General features: G+C 64.4%; 15 protein-coding genes. 8 read left to right on the forward strand and 7 right to left on the reverse strand.

What is annotated here, in order from left to right:
* Positions 1-3: 3 nt before the first annotated feature.
* The 6 genes from ACSH0F_RS04505 to lptB all read right to left on the reverse strand — a co-directional run bounded on the left by ACSH0F_RS04505 (position 4) and on the right by lptB (position 7,424).
* The gene (locus ACSH0F_RS04505) at positions 4-1,371 is read right to left on the reverse strand and encodes an NAD-dependent succinate-semialdehyde dehydrogenase (protein ID WP_435200290.1); all 1,368 of its coding nucleotides are present in this window, start codon (positions 1,369-1,371) and stop codon (positions 4-6) included.
* Positions 1,372-1,430: 59 nt separating this feature from the next.
* The gene (gene trmB, locus ACSH0F_RS04510; protein WP_435200292.1) at positions 1,431-2,132 is read right to left on the reverse strand and encodes a tRNA (guanine(46)-N(7))-methyltransferase TrmB; all 702 of its coding nucleotides are present in this window, start codon (positions 2,130-2,132) and stop codon (positions 1,431-1,433) included.
* Between the two features lie 44 nt (positions 2,133-2,176).
* The gene (locus ACSH0F_RS04515) at positions 2,177-3,973 is read right to left on the reverse strand and encodes an SLC13 family permease (protein ID WP_435200294.1); all 1,797 of its coding nucleotides are present in this window, start codon (positions 3,971-3,973) and stop codon (positions 2,177-2,179) included.
* Positions 3,974-4,227: 254 nt separating this feature from the next.
* Positions 4,228-4,923 (reverse strand): response regulator transcription factor CtrA, encoded by a 696-nt coding sequence (gene ctrA / locus ACSH0F_RS04520; RefSeq protein ID WP_050601718.1) that lies wholly within the window; start codon positions 4,921-4,923, stop codon positions 4,228-4,230.
* Between the two features lie 139 nt (positions 4,924-5,062).
* Complete coding sequence (rpoN, locus tag ACSH0F_RS04525; RefSeq protein ID WP_435200297.1) at positions 5,063-6,514, reverse strand: RNA polymerase factor sigma-54; 1,452 nt, start codon at positions 6,512-6,514, stop codon at positions 5,063-5,065.
* A 124-nt stretch (positions 6,515-6,638) separates the two neighbouring features.
* Positions 6,639-7,424: an LPS export ABC transporter ATP-binding protein gene (gene lptB / locus ACSH0F_RS04530; RefSeq protein WP_435200299.1), complete on the reverse strand. Its 786-nt coding sequence runs from the start codon at positions 7,422-7,424 to the stop codon at positions 6,639-6,641.
* Between the two features lie 195 nt (positions 7,425-7,619).
* Between lptB and ACSH0F_RS04535 the strand changes: the two genes are divergently transcribed.
* The 3 genes from ACSH0F_RS04535 to ACSH0F_RS04545 all read left to right on the forward strand — a co-directional run bounded on the left by ACSH0F_RS04535 (position 7,620) and on the right by ACSH0F_RS04545 (position 10,815).
* The gene (locus ACSH0F_RS04535) at positions 7,620-7,994 is read left to right on the forward strand and encodes a hypothetical protein (RefSeq protein ID WP_435200301.1); all 375 of its coding nucleotides are present in this window, start codon (positions 7,620-7,622) and stop codon (positions 7,992-7,994) included.
* 92 nt (positions 7,995-8,086) lie between these two features.
* Positions 8,087-9,433 (forward strand): TldD/PmbA family protein, encoded by a 1,347-nt coding sequence (locus ACSH0F_RS04540; RefSeq protein WP_435200303.1) that lies wholly within the window; start codon positions 8,087-8,089, stop codon positions 9,431-9,433.
* 2 nt (positions 9,434-9,435) lie between these two features.
* The gene (locus ACSH0F_RS04545; RefSeq protein ID WP_435200305.1) at positions 9,436-10,815 is read left to right on the forward strand and encodes a mechanosensitive ion channel domain-containing protein; all 1,380 of its coding nucleotides are present in this window, start codon (positions 9,436-9,438) and stop codon (positions 10,813-10,815) included.
* Positions 10,816-10,818: 3 nt separating this feature from the next.
* Here the strand turns inward: ACSH0F_RS04545 and ppa are convergent, their stop codons facing one another.
* Positions 10,819-11,352 carry an inorganic diphosphatase gene (gene ppa / locus ACSH0F_RS04550; protein WP_435200307.1) on the reverse strand — a complete coding sequence of 178 codons (534 nt, stop codon included), beginning with the start codon at positions 11,350-11,352 and terminating at the stop codon, positions 10,819-10,821.
* A 264-nt stretch (positions 11,353-11,616) separates the two neighbouring features.
* On the opposite strand from ppa, the gene hisS reads away from it, so the two are divergent.
* The 5 genes from hisS (at position 11,617) to lnt (ending at position 17,691) form a co-directional block, all read left to right on the forward strand.
* Positions 11,617-12,846, forward strand: a complete 1,230-nt coding sequence (gene hisS, locus ACSH0F_RS04555) for a histidine--tRNA ligase (RefSeq protein WP_435200309.1) — start codon at positions 11,617-11,619, stop codon at positions 12,844-12,846.
* A 305-nt stretch (positions 12,847-13,151) separates the two neighbouring features.
* Positions 13,152-14,219, forward strand: coding sequence for a peptide chain release factor 1 (prfA, locus tag ACSH0F_RS04560; protein WP_435200311.1), 1,068 nt, complete (start codon positions 13,152-13,154; stop codon positions 14,217-14,219).
* A 121-nt stretch (positions 14,220-14,340) separates the two neighbouring features.
* Entirely contained in the window at positions 14,341-15,162 is an 822-nt protein-coding gene (gene prmC, locus ACSH0F_RS04565; protein WP_435200313.1) for a peptide chain release factor N(5)-glutamine methyltransferase, read from the forward strand.
* A gap of 238 nt (positions 15,163-15,400) precedes the next feature.
* Entirely contained in the window at positions 15,401-16,072 is a 672-nt protein-coding gene (locus ACSH0F_RS04570; RefSeq protein WP_435200315.1) for a DUF4167 domain-containing protein, read from the forward strand.
* 41 nt (positions 16,073-16,113) lie between these two features.
* Positions 16,114-17,691, forward strand: a complete 1,578-nt coding sequence (lnt, locus tag ACSH0F_RS04575; RefSeq protein WP_435200317.1) for an apolipoprotein N-acyltransferase — start codon at positions 16,114-16,116, stop codon at positions 17,689-17,691.
* Positions 17,692-17,710 lie beyond the last annotated feature (19 nt).

Here is a 17,710-nt window from a genome sequence, read left to right on the forward strand (position 1 = left end):
CTCCTATGCCGGGTGGACCAGCGTCTTGAGGTTCATGAATTCGTGCAGCCCGAATTCTGCGAGCTCGCGCCCATGGCCCGAACGCTTGATCCCGCCGAAGGGCGCTTCGATTTTCGAGCCGTTGACGGCGTTGAAGGTCGTCATACCTGCCTCGATGGCATTGGCGAAATGCTCCTTCTCGTCGTCGTCATTCGTGAACACCGCCGAGCCGAGGCCGTAGGGAATGGCGTTGGCGATGGTCGTCGCCTCCTCGATGTCCTTCGCCTTGTAGAGCTGGGCGACCGGACCGAAAATTTCGTCGGTCCCGGTCTCGCTGGCGAGCGGCACCTCGGTCAGCAGACCGGCAGTCATCCACGCGCCGGGCCGGTCGATCTTCTCCGCGCCGAACAGCAGGGTGCAGCCCTCTTGCTTGGCCTTGTCGACCTGCTCCAGCACAGTGTCGCGCTGGCTTTCGCTCGATAGCGGGCCGAGATCGGTGTCTTCCTTCATCGGATCGCCAAGCTTCGCACCTTTCAGCGCCGCAATGAAGCGCTCCGCAAAATCGTCATAGATGTCCGCGTGGACGATGGTTCGCTTGCCGCAGATGCAGGACTGGCCGTTGTTCTGGATGCGGGCGGTCACGGCATCTTCTACCGCCTTGTCGATGTCCGCAGACGGCATGACGATGAAGGGGTCGCTGCCGCCCAGTTCCAGCACCACTTTCTTCAGGTTCTTGCCTGCCCGCTCGGCCACGGCGCTACCCGCGCCCTCGCTCCCGGTCAGGGTCGCGGCGACGATGCGGTCGTCGTCGATGACCGAGCCGATCGGGTCGGAGGACACGCACAGGTTCTGGAACAGCCCTTCGGGTCCACCGGCTTCCAGCACCAATTCCTCCATGCGTGCAGCAACGCCCTGCACAATGCTTGCGTGTTTGAGCACGCCGACATTGCCGGCGAGGATCGTCGGCGCGAGGAACCGGATGACCTGCCAATAGGGGAAGTTCCACGGCATCACCGCGAGAACCGGACCCTGCGGCAGCCAACGGCCTTCCGCCCGGCCGCCGTCCGACAGATCCCAGAATTTCGACTCCAGCATCGGCGGGCCATGCTCGGCATAATAGTGCAAGAGGCTCGCGCATTTCTCGACCTCTGCGCGCGCTTGCGTGATCGGCTTGCCCATCTCGGTGACGGCGAGCTTGGCCAGCTCGTCTTTATTCGCCTCGTAAAGATCGCCGAGTCTCGAAAGCACTTCGGTTCGCTTGTCGAGCGAGCTTATGCGCCAGTCGCGATATGTACGGCTGGCGGCTTCGAGCTTCGCATCGATACCGTTTTCATCGAGCGTTTCGTATTCGCCGATGGTCTCGCCGGTCGCGGGGTTGGTAGTCGTAATCATGGGAGCGGCTCCGATAGGTCTCGCCCTATCAATCGCCGCCTACCCGGTGTCGTTCCGCGCTACCGTCGGCGAAAGCGGAAATACCAGACCTCGTGGCCGTATACCGTGCGCGCCTTGTGCTCATAGCGGGTTTCGGGCCAGCCGGAGGGGCGGTTCTGCCAGCTGCCGGGTCCTTCGACGACCCACTCGAACTCATCGGTGAAGCGACGCATGACCATCAGGGCATGACGCAGGTATACCGGGTGATCGGTGCCGAAACGGAACTCGCCGCCCGGTTTCAGCTTGTCGGCAAACATCCGCACCGGCCCGTCGTTCATCATCCGGCGTTTGGCATGCTTGTTCTTGGGCCAGGGATCGGGGTGCAGCAGGTAAAGCATGGTGAGCGCGCCATCGGGCACGCGACCCAACACCTCCAGCGCGTCGCCGTGATGGATGCGGACATTGGCAAGCGTCCGCTCACGCACATGGGTCAGGGCTTGCGCCACGCCGTTGAGGAATGGCTCTGCACCGATGAAGCCATGGTCGGGGAGCAGGTCGGCGCGCTCGGCCATGTGCTCGCCGCCGCCGAAGCCGATCTCGAAATGCAGCGGGCGGTCGAAGCCGAACAGCGTCTGGGACGTGACCGGTCCTTCCGCCGGGGGGCTGATCTGCGGCAGCAGCTTGTCGACCAGCTCTTGCTGGCTGGCGCGCAAAGGCTTGCCCTGGCTGCGGCCATACAGCCGGTTGAGCGTGGTCGGGTCGCCTTCCTTGAATGCAGACATGGGCCGCGCGTTAGCGGTGTCGGCAGGGCCGGTCCAGATGTGCGCTACGCGAAGAACGCCCAGATCGCGAAGGACGTCGCGATGCCGACACCGATGTTCATCGGAACGCCGATTTTCAGGAAGTCCGCGAAACGGTAATTCGCCGCGCCATAGACCAGCGTGTTGGTCTGGTAACCGATTGGGGTCGCGAAGCTGGCGCTGGCGCCGAACATAACCGCCACGATCAAAGCGCGCGCGTCCACTCCGGCACTTTCCGCCAGACCGATCGCGATCGGCGTCATGATGACCGCAATCGCGTTGTTGGTCACCACTTCGGTCAGGATGCTGGTCAGCGCATAGACGATCAGGATGAGGACGAGGGGTGAGCTTGCTCCGAGATAGGGCTCGATCGCGGCCACGATCAGCTCGATCGAACCGGCATTCTCCAGCCCTTTGCCGAAAGCCAGCATGGCGAAGATCAGGACCAGCGTATTGCCGTCCAGACTGCCCCACGCGTCGCTCGGTTCGACGCAGCGGGTGAGGAGGACGACGGCCACGCCGCACACGGCAAGCGCTTCGATCGGGAAGCCGAACACTGCCGCGCCGACGACGACGGCGGCGATGGTGGCGATGGCAATCGGTGCCTTGTCGCGCCGGAACGAGCGGGCGCTGGTCGCGCCCACATGGGTCAGCTGCATATTGCCCTGCAGTGCCTGGGCCGCATCGCTGCCGGCGGCGATCAGGAGCCGGTCGCCGGCGCGCACCCTTGCTTCCGCCAGCGTCGGACCGGGAATATGGCGCGGACGCGAGAGGCCTAGCACGCGTACGCGCAGGCGCGACAGGAGCGGGATATCCGCAAGCCGTTTGCCGACGATGGGATGCGAGGAAGAGATAACGGCCTCGACGATGCGAAGGTCGGATGGCCGGTCGGTGCGGGACGTTGCGACGCCGCCTCCCACGCCCACCAATCCGGTGCGGAAGTCGGGTGCCTCGGCGAGGGAGTTGATTTCCTCCGGGCTGGCGCTGACGATCAGCTGGTCCTCGGCCTGCAGCACGTGTTCGTCGAGATTGTGGCGTCGCATTTCCGACCCGCGCCGAATGCCGACGATCTTGACCTGGGGCCGGCGGCCGATGTCGGTTTCTGCCAGCTGCCGTCCGACATAGCGGCTCTTGCCTTCCAGGATGAGGTGGGTGAGGTAGAGATCGCTCTCCCGTTCGTCGTCCTCGATCCGCTTCCCGCGATTGGGCAGCAGGAAAGGGCCGAGTATTATGAGAGTGGCAAGGCCGGAAACGAGCGCCACCGCACCGACTGCGGTGATCTCGAAAATGCCGAAGGGGCGCTGACCGGCTTCCTGCGCGACGCCGTCGACCAGCAGGTTGGTCGAGGTGCCGATCAGCGTCATCGTGCCGCCGAGAATGGTGATGTAGGACAGCGGGATCAGCAACCGGGTTGCGGCCACCTTCAGAACCTGTGCCAGCTTGCGCACGACGGGGATCATCACGATGACGACCGGGGTGTTGTTCATGAAGGCCGAGGCGAGCAGGGTGCCCGCGCCGATCTCCGCTACCGCCGTCTTCGGACTACGCGATGTGCGCCGGATGACCCAGCCGGATACCCACTCGAGGGTTCCGGTCCGCAGCAGCGCGCCCGAGAGAATAAACATCGCTGCAATCGTGATCGGCGCGGAATTGGCGAATGTGCCGAGCATGTCTTTCGCCGGCAGATAGCCCAGCGCAATCATCAGCGCGGCCGAGGCGATGGCGATGACGACCGGCGGCTGGCGCTCGAGCAGGAAGGCGATAAAGGTAGCGGCCAGTAGCAAGCAGCCGATCTGGGCCGAGTAATCCGAGAGAATCGCCATACGGCCCGATGCACCTTCGCATGTTGTCGGCGCCAAATCGCAGAGAACATCAGGGCTGCCAAGATAGATTGCGCAGCATGCAAGATACGAAAACGCCCGGCGGCCAGTGGCTGCCGGGCGTCCTCGCTATTCCCGTCCAAGAGTAATCTTCGTTTCCGATCGCTCGCGATCGGCAAGGCCGACTGGCCGTCGCGCCTGCTGGCGCGGTAGCCTAAGGGGCCGGATGGCCCCGCCGGCGCTTGAGGCTAATCAAATTAAGCCGCTTCCGCCTCTTCGTTCGGGTCGCGCAGAACATAGCCGCGGCCCCATACGGTCTCGATATAGTTCTCGCCGCCGCATGCGTGGCTGAGCTTCTTGCGCAGCTTGCAGATGAAGACGTCGATGATCTTGAGTTCGGGTTCGTCCATGCCGCCATAAAGGTGGTTGAGGAACATTTCCTTGGTCAGCGTGGTGCCCTTGCGGAGCGAAAGCAGCTCCAGCATGGCGTATTCCTTGCCGGTGAGGTGAACGCGGGCGCCATCGACTTCGACGGTCTTGGCGTCGAGGTTGACGGCCAGCTTGCCGGTACGGATGACCGACTGGCTGTGGCCCTTCGAACGGCGCACCACGGCGTGGATGCGGGCAACAAGCTCTTCGCGGTGGAAGGGCTTGGTCACGTAATCGTCGGCACCGAAGCCGAAGCTGCGGATCTTGCTGTCCATCTCGGCAATGCCGGACAGGATCAGGACCGGGGTCTGCACCTTGGCAACGCGCAGCTTCTTGAGCACATCGTAACCATGCATGTCGGGCAGGTTCAAATCGAGCAGGATGATATCGTAATCATACAGCTTGCCCAGATCGAGGCCTTCTTCGCCAAGATCGGTCGAATAGACATTGAAGCCTTCGGTCGTGAGCATGAGCTCGATCGCCTTGGCGGTGGTCGGTTCGTCTTCGATCAGCAGTACACGCATGGGAAATCCCCCGTTGGTCCCTAGTGTCCGGTAACCCCTCGCTAAGAGGTGTTGACCTGTATTAACCACACAAGGTCTGAAGGGAAAAGGTTAACAGCGGGTAAAGCGCGTTAACTTTTTTGGCTGTGGCATTAACGCGTCACAGATTCTTAAGCTTTTTTTGGCGCCGGCGCTGTGCCGATGATCCGATTCCTATGGCTTCGCGGTATTTGGCCACCGTGCGCCGGGCGAGGTCGAAGCCTTCCTCGTTGAGCGTGTCGGCGAGCTTCTGGTCGGACAGGACCTTCTTCGGGTCTTCGCCATCGCACAGCGCCTTGATGCGTGCCTTGATCGCTTCACTGCTGGCGCCTTCGCCATCGGCCGCAGCCACCCCGCTGGAGAAGAAATACTTCAGTTCGAAGGTCCCGCGCGGGCAGGCGAGGTACTTGTTGCTGGTCACGCGGCTGACCGTGCTTTCGTGCATCTCAATTTCTTCGGCAACTTCGCGCAAGGTCAGTGGCCGCATGGCGGTGACGCCTTGGCGAAAGAAGCCCTCCTGTCGTTTTACGATTTCGGCGGCGGTCTTCAGGATTGTCCGCTGACGCTGGTCGAGCGCGCGGATGAGCCAGTCGGCTTCGCCCAATTGCTCGTTGAGCCATGCGGTCGAAGCCTTGTCGCGCGCACCGGCCTTGAGCTCGAGATAATATTCGCGGTTCACGACAAGGCGCGGCAGACTCGCTTCGTTGAGCCTGATGTCCCAGCCTTCGCCTTTCGGATTGAGCAATACATCCGGCACGATCGCGGCCTCGCGCCCTCCGCCGTAGCGGCAGCCGGGCTTGGGATCGTAACTGCGCAGTTCGGCCAGCATATCGGCGAAGTCCTCGTCGTCGACGCCGCAGATGCGCTTGAGGCGTGCAACATCGCCAGCGGCGAGGCGATCGAGATTCTCGATCAGCGCCGCCATGCAAGGGTCGTAGCGATCGGCTTCCTTCGCCTGCAGTGTCAGGCATTCCGCCAGGCTGCGTGCGCCGACGCCGGTCGGGTCGAGCGACTGGACGAGCAGTAGCGCATCTTCGACGTCCTCTTCGCTTGCGCCGAGTTCCTGCGCGATCCTGCCCAGATCGGTGTGGAGGTATCCTGCCTCGTCGAGCTCGCCGATGATCCGCAGGGCGATCAGTGCTTCGGCCTGCGAATAGGACGCCGCGCCGACCTGGTCGGAAAGGTGCTCGGCCAGCGTCGGGCCGTCGGAAGAGCGGTTTTCGAGGTCCGGCAGCTCGTCGCCGGACAAGGCTCCTGCGCTGGCGGCGCGGCCCCAGTCCCCGCCGTCGCCGGGGGCCGCTTCGGGGTCGAGCGCGCGGTCGGAAACGTCGAGCGCCTCGGTGCCACCCATGTCCGGCGCGCTGTCGTGCTCGTCCGGACGCTGCGGAGCGTCCTCGCCCGCCTCGCGCCGCACTTCGCCCATTTCGAGCAGGGGATTGGATTCCAGCGCCTCGCCGACGAAGGTCTCGATCTCGAGATTCGACAGCGCCAGCAGCTTGATCGCCTGCTGCAATTGCGGCGTCATCACCAGCGACTGGGTTTGCCGGAGGTCGAGGCGAGGGGTCAGCGCCATCGGAAGTCCTCAGGTTAGCGCGCGGCCTTCGACAGGCTCAGGCTGAGCGGGCTTTTCGCGGCCTCCATGTGCCGCACCCGCTCATGCTGAGCCTGTCGAAGCACACGCGCTGGTCCTGCCGCACTCACAGCGTGAAGTTCTCGCCCAGATACAGCCGCTTCACGTTCTCATCGGCCACCAGTGCCTGCGGTGTGCCCGCGAACAGAACCTGACCACCGTAGATGATGCAGGCCCGGTCCACGATCTCCAGCGTCTCACGCACATTGTGGTCGGTGATCAGCACGCCGATGCCGCGCGTCTTCAGATCCTTCACCAGATCGCGGATATCGCTGATCGAGAGCGGGTCGATGCCGGCGAATGGCTCATCGAGCAGCATGATCGATGGCTTGGCGGCCAGCGCGCGGGCGATTTCGCAGCGGCGCCGCTCACCGCCGGACAGCGCCATGGCCGGGCTGGTGCGCAGCCGCGTCAGGCCGAATTCGTCGAGCAGGCGTTCGAGTTCGGCAGCGCGCGTATCTGCATCGGGCTCGACCATTTCGAGCACGCAGTTGATATTCTGCTCCACCGTCATGCCGCGAAAAATGCTGGTTTCCTGTGGCAGGTAGCCGAGGCCCAGGATCGCGCGGCGGTACATCGGCAGGTTGGTGACGTCCTGCCCATCCATCATGATGCGCCCGGCGTCAGGGCGCACGAGGCCCATGATCGAATAGAAGCAGGTCGTCTTGCCGGCCCCGTTCGGACCGAGCAGGCCGAGCACCTCGCCCTTCCCGACGCTCAGCGAAATGTCGGTCAGAACGGCGCGCTTATCGTAGCTCTTCGCAATGGAAACGACTTCGAGGCCGCCCTGCGGGATCGGCGGGGCAGCGTCGTGAACCGGGTCGGCGACGGCGGCGGGATCGATATCGGCCATGTTGCGCGCCATACGCAGACAGATCGCAGGTGAAAACCCTCGGGCGCGTGTTCTTCGACGAATTGGCAGGAATCCTGCATGGACGACTTCCATGCCGATCCGGGACGGATTTGCGCACGTTCATTGCGTGCGCTTGCCAGCCCGCAATAAGTTTGAAACAATGCGACTCGGGTAGAGACATTCGGGGAGAGTGCCGTGAACAAGGCGCTACACGACGAGCACGACGCACACACCGGCCGCCGCGCGTATCTGCGGGACTGGCGCAAATCGATGAGCGACAATGTCGCGCTCGCTTTGCTGGTCTATACCGGCCTCCAGATTTTCGTGACCGTCCATGCGATGAAGCAGGGCATGAGCTCGATCGCGCCGTATCTTCTTCTCGTTGCCCTTGTTGTCGGCATCATTCCATTCTGCCGCAAGTTCGAGCATCGCTGGACACGTCTTTCGGATGAGGACGCGCACGACCCAGCACTGTCCGGCGCCTTTCGCCGCGACCAGATCGCGCTGTGGGCGCTGGCAATCGTCACGCCGCTGGCGCTGACCGCCTTCTTCCGGCTCATTTTCGGCTGAGCGAGGCAATCGCTCCGTGCTGGCTGGCAGTTGCCACGCCATCCGCCCGTGCCTACCTGCAAACGGATGACTATTATCCGTAAGCCTTCGCAATGATCGATAGCGCCGCCGCGGTTGCGCGCTGCCAGGAACTCGTCGACCTCGCCCGGGCACGCGGTGCCGATGCTGCCGACGCCGCCTGTCGCGCCGGAGCATCGGAAAGCGTCTCGGTCCGACTGGGGGAACTGGAAGAGGTCGAGCGCTCCGAAAGCGAGGAGATAAGCCTGCGGGTTTTCGTTGGCAGGCGATCGTCCTCCATCCAGACCAGCGACTTCGCGCCCGAGGGCCTCGCCATCCTTGCCGAGCGTGCGGTGGAAATGGCGCGGCTGGCTCCGGAGGATCCCTATGGCGGGCTCGCCCCGGAAGACCGGCTGTTCACCGGCGAGGCGCCCGATCTCGAGCTGCTCGATCCGGACGATCCGTCGCCCGAAGAGTTGCGCGCTACGGCATTGGCAGCAGAAGATGCCGCCCGCGCGGTGAATGGCGTAACCAATTCCAACGGGGGCAGTGCCGGTGCCTCGCGCAGCGTATTCGGCCTCGCCACTTCGAACGGCTTTGCGCGCGGCTATGCCAGCGGATCGCACACGCTATCCGCAAGCGTCGTCGCGGGCGAGGGCGGCGGCATGGAAACCGATTACGCCTACCGCACGCAGCGCTTTCGCTCCGACCTGCCCGGGGCGGAGGAAATCGGCCGCGAGGCGGGCGAGCGGGCGGTGCGCAAGACAGGCTCGACCTCCATGCCCTCGCGCAAGATGCCGGTCGTGTTCGAACCGCGAGTCGGCAATGGCGTGCTCGGGCACCTACTCGCCGCGATGAGCGGACCTGCGATCGCCCGCAAATCCAGCTTCCTGATCGGGCGCGAGGACGAGCAATTGTTCGACAGCGCTATCCGCGTACGCGAGGAACCGTTCCGCACGCGTGGCCTGCGCTCGCGCCATTTCGACGGCGAAGGCGTGCCGTGCAGCGAGCGTCTCTTGGTCGAGGACGGGAAGATCGGTGGCTGGTTGACCAATGTCGCATCGGCCAACCAGCTCGATCTCGACCTGACGGGTCATGCCGGACGCGGCGGAGGCGGGGCGCCGGGCGTATCGGCCAGCAATATCGTGCTCGATCCCGGCACGGTCTCGGTCGAAGAGCTTATCGCCGACATCGAAGACGGTCTTTATGTCACCGGGCTGTTCGGCCAGGGGGTCAACCTCGTGACCGGCGATTACAGCCGGGGGGCGAGCGGCTTTCGCATACGGGGCGGGGAGATCGCCGGTCCTGTATCGGAGATCACGATTGCCGGTACACTGCCGGAGATGTTCCGCGCGCTGACCCCGGCGAACGACCTCGAATTGCAGCGTGGCATCGATGTGCCGACCTTCCGCATCGACGGCATGGCGGTGGCGGGAGAGTGATCGTGCGGCTCATCTTCCTCCTTGCGCTGCTGATTGCCGCTCCGCTGTCCGCGCAACTCGTAGAACCTGCGCCGAGCGAGGAGCCGCAGCCCACACCGACGCAAACGATCGCCGCGACGCAAGGCGCGGGCGACGACGAGCGAATTGCAAACCGCATCTCCGGCATCTTCGCCGCGCTGCCAGCCTTCGAGCAGGTGTCGGTCGAGGTGAACGAAGGTGTCGTTTCTCTGGCGGGCACCGTGCCGGCGGAGGACGATGTCGCCCGCGCGGAGGAAATTGCATCGCGCGTTGCAGGCGTGGTGACGGTCGAGAACGGGCTGGAGCGCGACGTTTCGCTGGCTGCGGGCACGGCGGGCTTGACCAGCCTTGCTGACCGGTGGAGCGATCTGGTCAGGATGCTGCCGCTGATTGCCGTCGCGCTGCTGGTGTGGGCGGCGATCGTGCTGCTCGGCTATCTGATCGCGGGCCTCGGATCGCTCTGGCACCGGATCGCGCCCAACGGCTTCCTTGCCGAACTGATCGCGAGCGCCATCCGCTTCATTGCCGTCGTCGGCGGTCTCGTGATCGCGCTGGACATGATCGGGGCGACGGCGCTGCTCGGCGCAGTGCTGGGCGGGGCGGGCGTCATCGGCCTCGCATTGGGCTTCGCCATGCGCGAGACGGTCGAGAACTACGTCGCCTCGCTGATGCTGAGCCTGCGCCAGCCCTTCCGCGCCAACGACCACGTGCTGATCGACGATCTCGAAGGCCGCGTCATCCGCCTGACCAGCCGGGCAACGGTTCTGATGACGCTCGACGGCAATCACCTGCGCATTCCGAACGGTCAGGTATTCAAGGCGGTCATCACCAACTACACCCGCAATCCGCAGCGCCGCTTCGAGTTCGACCTGGGCGTCGATGCGGACGATGATGCACGGGCTGCGCGCAAGCTTGGCCGCGATACGCTGGCGGGGCTGGACTTCGTGCTCGCCGATCCACCGCCCGAAGCGCGGATCATCGAAGTGGGCGATTCCAACGTGGTGATCCGCTTCCTCGGCTGGATCGACCAGGGCCAGACAGATTGGTGGAAGGCGCAAACCATCGCGATCCCGGCGGTAAAAACCGCGCTCGAGGATGCCGGATTCGGCCTGCCCGAGCCGATCTATCGCCTTCGCTTCGACCCGCGCTCCGCCAGCGTACCGTTCGAGAGCGGAACGGCATCGGCCGAGGCGAAGCCGCGCGACGGGCAGCCAACCAAACCCGTCCGCCAGATAACCGTGACCGAAGCAGACGAGGACGTCCGCCCGACAGACGAGATCGCGCAGATGGTCGACGCCGAGCGGCGCGAGGGCGGCAGCGAGCAGGAAAAGGACTTGCTCGATCAAAGCCGCCCGGTCGAGTAACGCCTATTTTTCGTTTTCGTAACGCTCGATGCTTTCGAGCACGATCCGACGCGCTTCGGCGGCGTCGCCCCAGGCACCGATGCGGACCCACTTCTCTTTTTCGAGATCCTTGTAGTGGGTGAAGAAGTGCTCGATCTGCTGGAAGATGATGCTCGGCAGGTCCTTGGTCTCGCCGACATCGGAATAATAAGGGAAGGTCGTGTCGACCGGCACGCAGATCAGCTTCTCGTCGCCGCCATGCTCGTCTTCCAGGTTCAGCACGCCGATCGGCCGGGCGCGCACGACGCAGCCGGCAATGAAGGGCGAGCGGGCGATCACCAGCGCATCGAGCGGGTCGCCATCGGGGCTGAGTGTGTGGGGCACGAAGCCGTAGTTCGCCGGATAGCGCATCGGGGTGTGCAGGATCCGGTCGACGAACAGCGCGCCGCTGTCCTTGTCGAACTCGTACTTCACCGGTTCGCCCCCGGTCGGCACTTCGATGATGACGTTGAGGCTTTCGGGCGGATTGTCGCCCACGGGGATCATGTCGATGCGCATTGATGCTCTCGTTATTTACAGGTTGCCGCACCGGCCCTCTCCCCAGAAAGACTTCGCGGGGGCCTCTAGCCTCGTGTGTATATTGCGGCAACAGTCTGTTTACTGCGTGCGTGAAGAGCATCCGCACTTCCCTTTGACTGTTCCAACCCGCTCCCCCTCCCGACTACCCGTTGAGCATACTTCCGTGGGGTCGAGAGGGGGGCGGAATGGAACAGTGCGAGCCAGCAACTTGCTGCTGGCGGCCAACGCACCTAAAGGCGCGCCATGTCGAAAACACCCCAAGCCATCCGCGGTACGCAGGACATCTTCGGCCCCGATGCCGAAGCCTTCGCCTTCGTCGTCGAGACCTTCGAGCGCGTGCGCAAGCTCTACCGCTTTCGCCGGGTGGAGATGCCGGTGTTCGAGAAGACCGAGGTGTTCAGCCGCGCGATCGGCGAGACGACCGATGTGGTCTCCAAGGAAATGTACAGCTTCGAGGATCGCGGCGGCGACAGCCTGACGCTGCGCCCCGAGTTCACTGCCGGGATCGCGCGCGCCTACCTCTCGAACGGCTGGCAGCAGCACGCGCCGCTCAAGATCGCGACGCACGGCCCGCTGTTCCGCTACGAGCGGCCGCAGAAAGGCCGCTATCGCCAGTTCCACCAGATCGACGCGGAGATCATCGGCGCGGCCGAGCCGCAAGCGGATGTCGAACTGCTTGCGATGGCCGATCAGCTGCTGAAGGAGCTCGGCATCGAGGGCGTGACGCTACACCTCAACACGCTGGGCGACGGCGACAGCCGCGAAGCCTGGCGCGCGGCGCTGGTCGAGCACTTCCGCGCGGTGAAAGACGAGCTTTCGGCGGATTCGCAGGAGCGGCTCGAGAAGAACCCGCTCCGCATCCTCGACAGCAAAGATCGCCGCGACCAGCGGTTCGTGGCGGATGCGCCTAAGATCGACCAGTTCCTGTCCGACGATGCACGCGCGTTCTTCGATGCGGTGACGAGCGGCCTCGATGCTGCGGGCGTGAAGTGGACGCGCGCGACAAGCCTCGTACGCGGCCTCGACTATTACCGGCACACGGCGTTCGAATTCATTCCCGACGAGGTCAGCGAGGCTGCGGGAAAACTGGGCTCGCAGAGCACCATCCTGGGCGGCGGCCGCTACGACGGGCTGATGGAAAGCCTCGGCGGATCGCCAACGCCCGCTGTCGGCTGGGCTGCCGGCATCGAGCGGCTGGCGATGTTGGTAGGAGAGAAGGGCGAACCGGAGTGCGACTTGATCGTGGTTGTAGAGGACGACGAGAGAATCTCGGAAGCGATCGGCGTCCTCAAGGATATCCGCGCTGCAGGCTTCACTGGTGAAATGGTGTCCGGTGGCTCACGCAAGAAACGCTATGATAAAGCGGTAAAACGTTCTCCCAAAGTCATTCTTTCCCTCCAGCCGGAAGGTGGACACAGCGTCTCGCATGACAATTCTGACGAGTCCGTTCTTAAGGCAATAAGGCAGTACTGACCCTCACTTCCTATCGTCACACCGAACTCGATCCGGGGTCCAGCGGCTTCGGCGGGGCGTTAGCAGAAAGGCGGGATCCCGTCTTGGGGACCGGGAGGACGAGTATTCGAAAGCCTTTCCTACTGGCCGGGTCATTCGCTAGGGGAAGCCCGGTAGCTGCCGGGAAAGGCATGGGCGGGGGGTCCCCCGCAGTATGTCAACCCGCTTCTGGACTATGAAAAGCTCTTTGGAATAGTCACTTAATTCAATCTCACGCAGGCGACACACTGTCGCCTTTGTCGCCCATCTGTCGCCCGAAATGACCCATGACCATCCCAGCAGAACGTCTCGACCAGATCGCCCATCGCTTCGCCGAGCTCGAGGCGCGCATGGCGTCGGGCCAGCTCGAGGGGGAGGCGTTCGTCCAGGCATCGCGCGATTATGCCGAGCTGGAGCCGGTGGCGAAGGTCGCCGCCGAGGTAAAGGCCGCGCGCGAGGAGATTGCGAGCCTCGAGGAGATGCTTGCCGATCCGGAAATGAAAGCGATGGCTGAGGAGGAGCTGGGCTCCCTCCGCAAGCGCCTGCCCGAGGCGGAGCGCGAACTGGCCGTGGCCATGCTGCCGCGCGATTCGGCCGACAACAAGCCTGCGATGCTCGAAATCCGCGCGGGCACTGGCGGAGACGAGGCGGCGCTGTTCGCAGGCGATCTCTATCGCATGTACGAACGCTTTGCTGCCGAGCAGGGCTGGAGGGTGGAGCCGGTCAGCATGAGCGCCAGCGAGGTGGGCGGCTTCAAGGAAATTGTGGCGAACGTCACTGGCAGCGGGGTCTTCGCCAAGCTCAAGTTCGAAAGCGGCGTCCATCGCGTCCAGCGCGTGCCCGAAACCGAGAGCGGCGGGCGGATCCACACCTCGGCAGCGACCGTAGCGGTGCTGCCGGAGCCGGACGAGGTCGATGTGCAGATCGATCCGGGCGATCTCAAGATCGACACCTATCGCGCCAGCGGAGCGGGCGGCCAGCACGTCAACACCACTGATTCCGCGATCCGCATCACGCATGAGCCGACCGGCCTGGTGGTCACCTGCCAGGACGGGCGCAGCCAGCACAAGAACAAGGAAAAGGCGATGCAGGTCTTGCGCGCGCGGCTTTACGAGCAGCAGCGCGAGGCGACGCAGGGTGCCGAGGCCGAGGCGCGCAAGGCGATGGTCGGCAGCGGCGACCGCTCCGAACGCATCCGCACCTACAACTTCCCTCAGGGGCGCGTGACCGACCACCGCATCGGCCTGACGCTGCAGAAGCTGCCGCAGATCATCGCCGGGCCTGGCTTGGGCGAACTGGTCGACGCGCTGATTGCCGAGGACGAGGCCAAGCGCCTCGCGGCGATGGCGGAGTGAGCGTGTTTCCGGCGGCTGCGCGTGGTCTTCGACAGGCTCAGGCTGAGCGGGTGGAGGGAAAATTGCGAACCATTTCCGCTCGTCCTGAGCTTGTCGAAGGACAGGCACCGGGTATGCGGAGTTGAACGTCCACCAGGCAATCCGCGAAGCCGCACAGCGCCTCTCCGCCACTAGCGACACCGCACGGCTGGATGCCGAACTGCTGATGGCGCATGCGCTCGGTACATCGCGCTCGGACTTGCTGATGAAGTATATGCGGGACGAGGCGCCTGCCAGCTTCGGTGGTTATGTCGAGCGGCGCTCGGCAAATGAACCCGTTGCTCATATTCTCGGGCGGCAGGAGTTCTTCGGGCTCGACTTCGTCGTCACGAAAGACACGCTCATCCCGCGCGGTGACAGCGAGACCATCGTGCAGGCCGCTCTCGATCATGCGAGACTCAATGCGCGGGTGCTGGACATGGGCACCGGGAGCGGCGCGTTGCTGCTGGCGTTTCTCTCCGCGCGCCCGGTCGCGACGGGTATCGGGATCGATATTTCAAGTGCGGCGCTGGCCGTGGCGCAGGGCAACAGCGAAACGCTCGGGCTTCAAGATCGAGCGGAATTCCGCGTCACAAGCTGGCTGGACGATGGCTGGGCCGACGATCTCGGCAAGTTCGATCTGATCCTGTGCAACCCGCCTTATGTCGAGGACGATGCCCAGCTCGATCCCGATGTGCGCGATTTCGAGCCAGCCTCCGCCTTGTTCGCCGGTCCCGAGGGGCTTGACGACTATCGCGCGATCGTCCCGGACCTTGGCAAGCTCTTTTTGCCGGACGGCATCGCCGTGCTCGAAATCGGCTGGAAGCAGGCGAACGCGGTGTCGGCTATCGCCCGCGAATCGGGGTTCGGAACCGAGCTGCGCAGGGACCTAGCGGGCCGCCCCCGTGCACTGATTCTCAGATAGGGGTTGGCAAAGCCGATTCGACACTTTACCTCTGGCCACAGGCCAGTGGTGCGCGGCATGTCCGACCCGGTGGCCTAAGCCCCGACATATGCAGTTCCGGTGCGCGGCCTTTCAAGCCTCGCATACCATGCAGGAAAACGGGGCACGCGCCATGCGACAAGCGCGGGCGCGCAAGGGGCAAGGCGGCCATAGGCGGACCGAGGGTCCGCGCCGCGCCATGAATGAGGATTACCTACCCTTGAACAACAATCGCAATAACCGTCGTCGCGGTCGCAACAACCGTAACCAGGGCGGCGGCAACTCGGCCAACCGGATCGACAGTCGCGCGCGGGGCAATGCGCCCCAGCTGCTCGACAAGTACAAGAAGCTTGCCCAGGACGCCCAGCACAACGGCGACCGGGTGCAGGCGGAATATTATCTCCAGTTCGCCGACCACTATTTCCGCGTGATCGCCGACAACAAGGCACGGCAGGACGAGCAGAAGGCCAAGCGCCAGGACGATCGCGGCCAGAACCAGTCGGACGACGACGATGGCGACGACAATGACGATCGCCGCGACAACAATCGCCGCCAGCGCTCGCGTCGTGACGATCACGACGAGGGCGGCCGGAAGGATCGCGGGGACAAGCCCCCCAAGCGCTCGCGCAAGAAGGACGCCGAGGACGACTCCAATTCCTACGAGCCCGACGAGAACCCCTTCGTGCGCCGCGACGACGAGGACGATCAGCCCAAGAAGCGCCGGGCTCCGCGCAAGGCCAAGAAGAATGAAGAAGGCCAGGCCGGTAGCGAAGGCGAGATCGACGCGACCGTGCTGCCGCCCTCGATCAGCGCCGCCGACGAGGGCGAGGCCAAGCCTGCCCCGCGCCGTCGCCGCAAGAAAGATGCCGACGAAGAGGCCAACGCCGCCTGATCGCGCTTGATCGGCGGGATCGATCGAATAGGGCGAGACCGATGGATATGCTTCTCGGTTTCGCCCGCCGTCATCCCAATGTAACGCTGCTGCTGCTCGGCGCGCTGGCCGCGCTCGGCTACCCGCCGCTCGGCCTGTGGCCCGTCGCTATTGTCGCTATGGGGGCCTTCGCGCTGATTGTTGCCGACAGCGCGACTATCGGCATCGCCGCAAAGCGCGGCTGGCTGTTCGGCGTCGCGCATTTCACCGTCACCAACAACTGGATCGCGACGGCCTTCACCTATCAGGCCGAAATGCCGCCCACGCTCGGCTGGCTCGCGGTGCCGCTTCTGTCGCTCTACCTCGCGGTTTATCCCGCGATCGCAGCCGGTCTCGCGAAGGCGTTGGTTCGCAATGGTTCGGGTCCAGCCTTCGCGCTGGCACTGGGTGCCAGCTGGATCCTCGGCGAATGGCTGCGCAGCTGGGTCTTCACCGGCTATTCCTGGGGGCCGTTCTCGCTTGCACTGATGGGGCCGTGGGACCGCCCGGGATTTGGCGCGCTGTTGCCCTTTGCGGGAACTTACGCCCTCTCGGGCATGGCGGTCTGTGCTGCCGCGCTGCTGGCGATGCTGGTGGTTGCGAAGCGCTGGGTCCCGCTCGCTGCGGCAACTGCGGTGTTGGTCACAGGAATGTATCTACCTGCCGGTGAGGAGCGCGAGGGCTATCTTCCCCTGACGCTCGTCCAGCCGAATTTGCGGCAGGAAGAGATCGACGACGCATCGAAATACGAAAGCCAGTTCCAGACCATCGCCGGTCTCAGCACGCCGCAGCGACCGGTCAGCCAAAGGCTTGTTCTGTGGCCCGAAAGTGGCGTCCCTGACTACCTGCGCGACGGCTATCCGCAGCGCTATTACGACCGGATGACGGCTGGCGCGAACCCGGCTTTCGCCCGTGCCCGCATTGGCAGCACCATCGGCGAAGGTTCGCTTTTGCTGACCGGCGCGCAAGATCTCGAACTCGAGGAGGTGGGCGGCCTGCGGCGGGCCACCGGCGCCTACAATGTCGTTCTGGCAATCGACGGACAGGGAGAGATCATCGACAGCGCAGCGAAGTCGCACCTCGTGCCCTATGGCGAATACCTCCCCATGCGGGCCCTGCTGGAGCCACTCGGCGCGACCCGACTGGTGGCAGGGACGATCGATTTCCTGCCGGGGCCCGGGCCGCAGAGCCTCGACCTCGGAAGCTACGGCAAGGCTGGCATCCAGATCTGCTACGAGATCGTCTTCTCCGGCGAAGTGACCGATCGCGACAACCGGCCCGACTATATCTTCAACCCGTCGAACGACGGCTGGTTCGGCGCCTGGGGCCCACCCCAGCATCTCGGCCAGGCGCGGATGCGTGCGGCGGAGGAAGGGCTGCCCGTGCTCCGCTCCACCACCACCGGGATCAGCGCGGTGATCGACGCGCGCGGGGTGGTGCGCGAGCATATCGGGCGCAATATCGCCGCGCGGGTCGATACGCTGGTGCCGCCCGCGCACGAGCCTACCTGGTTTGCGCAGCTCGGCCATTGGCTGACTCTTGCATGGGGGCTGCTGCTGTGTGCCGGATCGCTGGTTGTAATGCGGCACCGGCGCGGCTAGGTCGACACGAGCACATAAA

This window comes from Qipengyuania sp. 902 (assembly GCF_051195295.1).
Lineage (GTDB): Bacteria > Pseudomonadota > Alphaproteobacteria > Sphingomonadales > Sphingomonadaceae > Qipengyuania.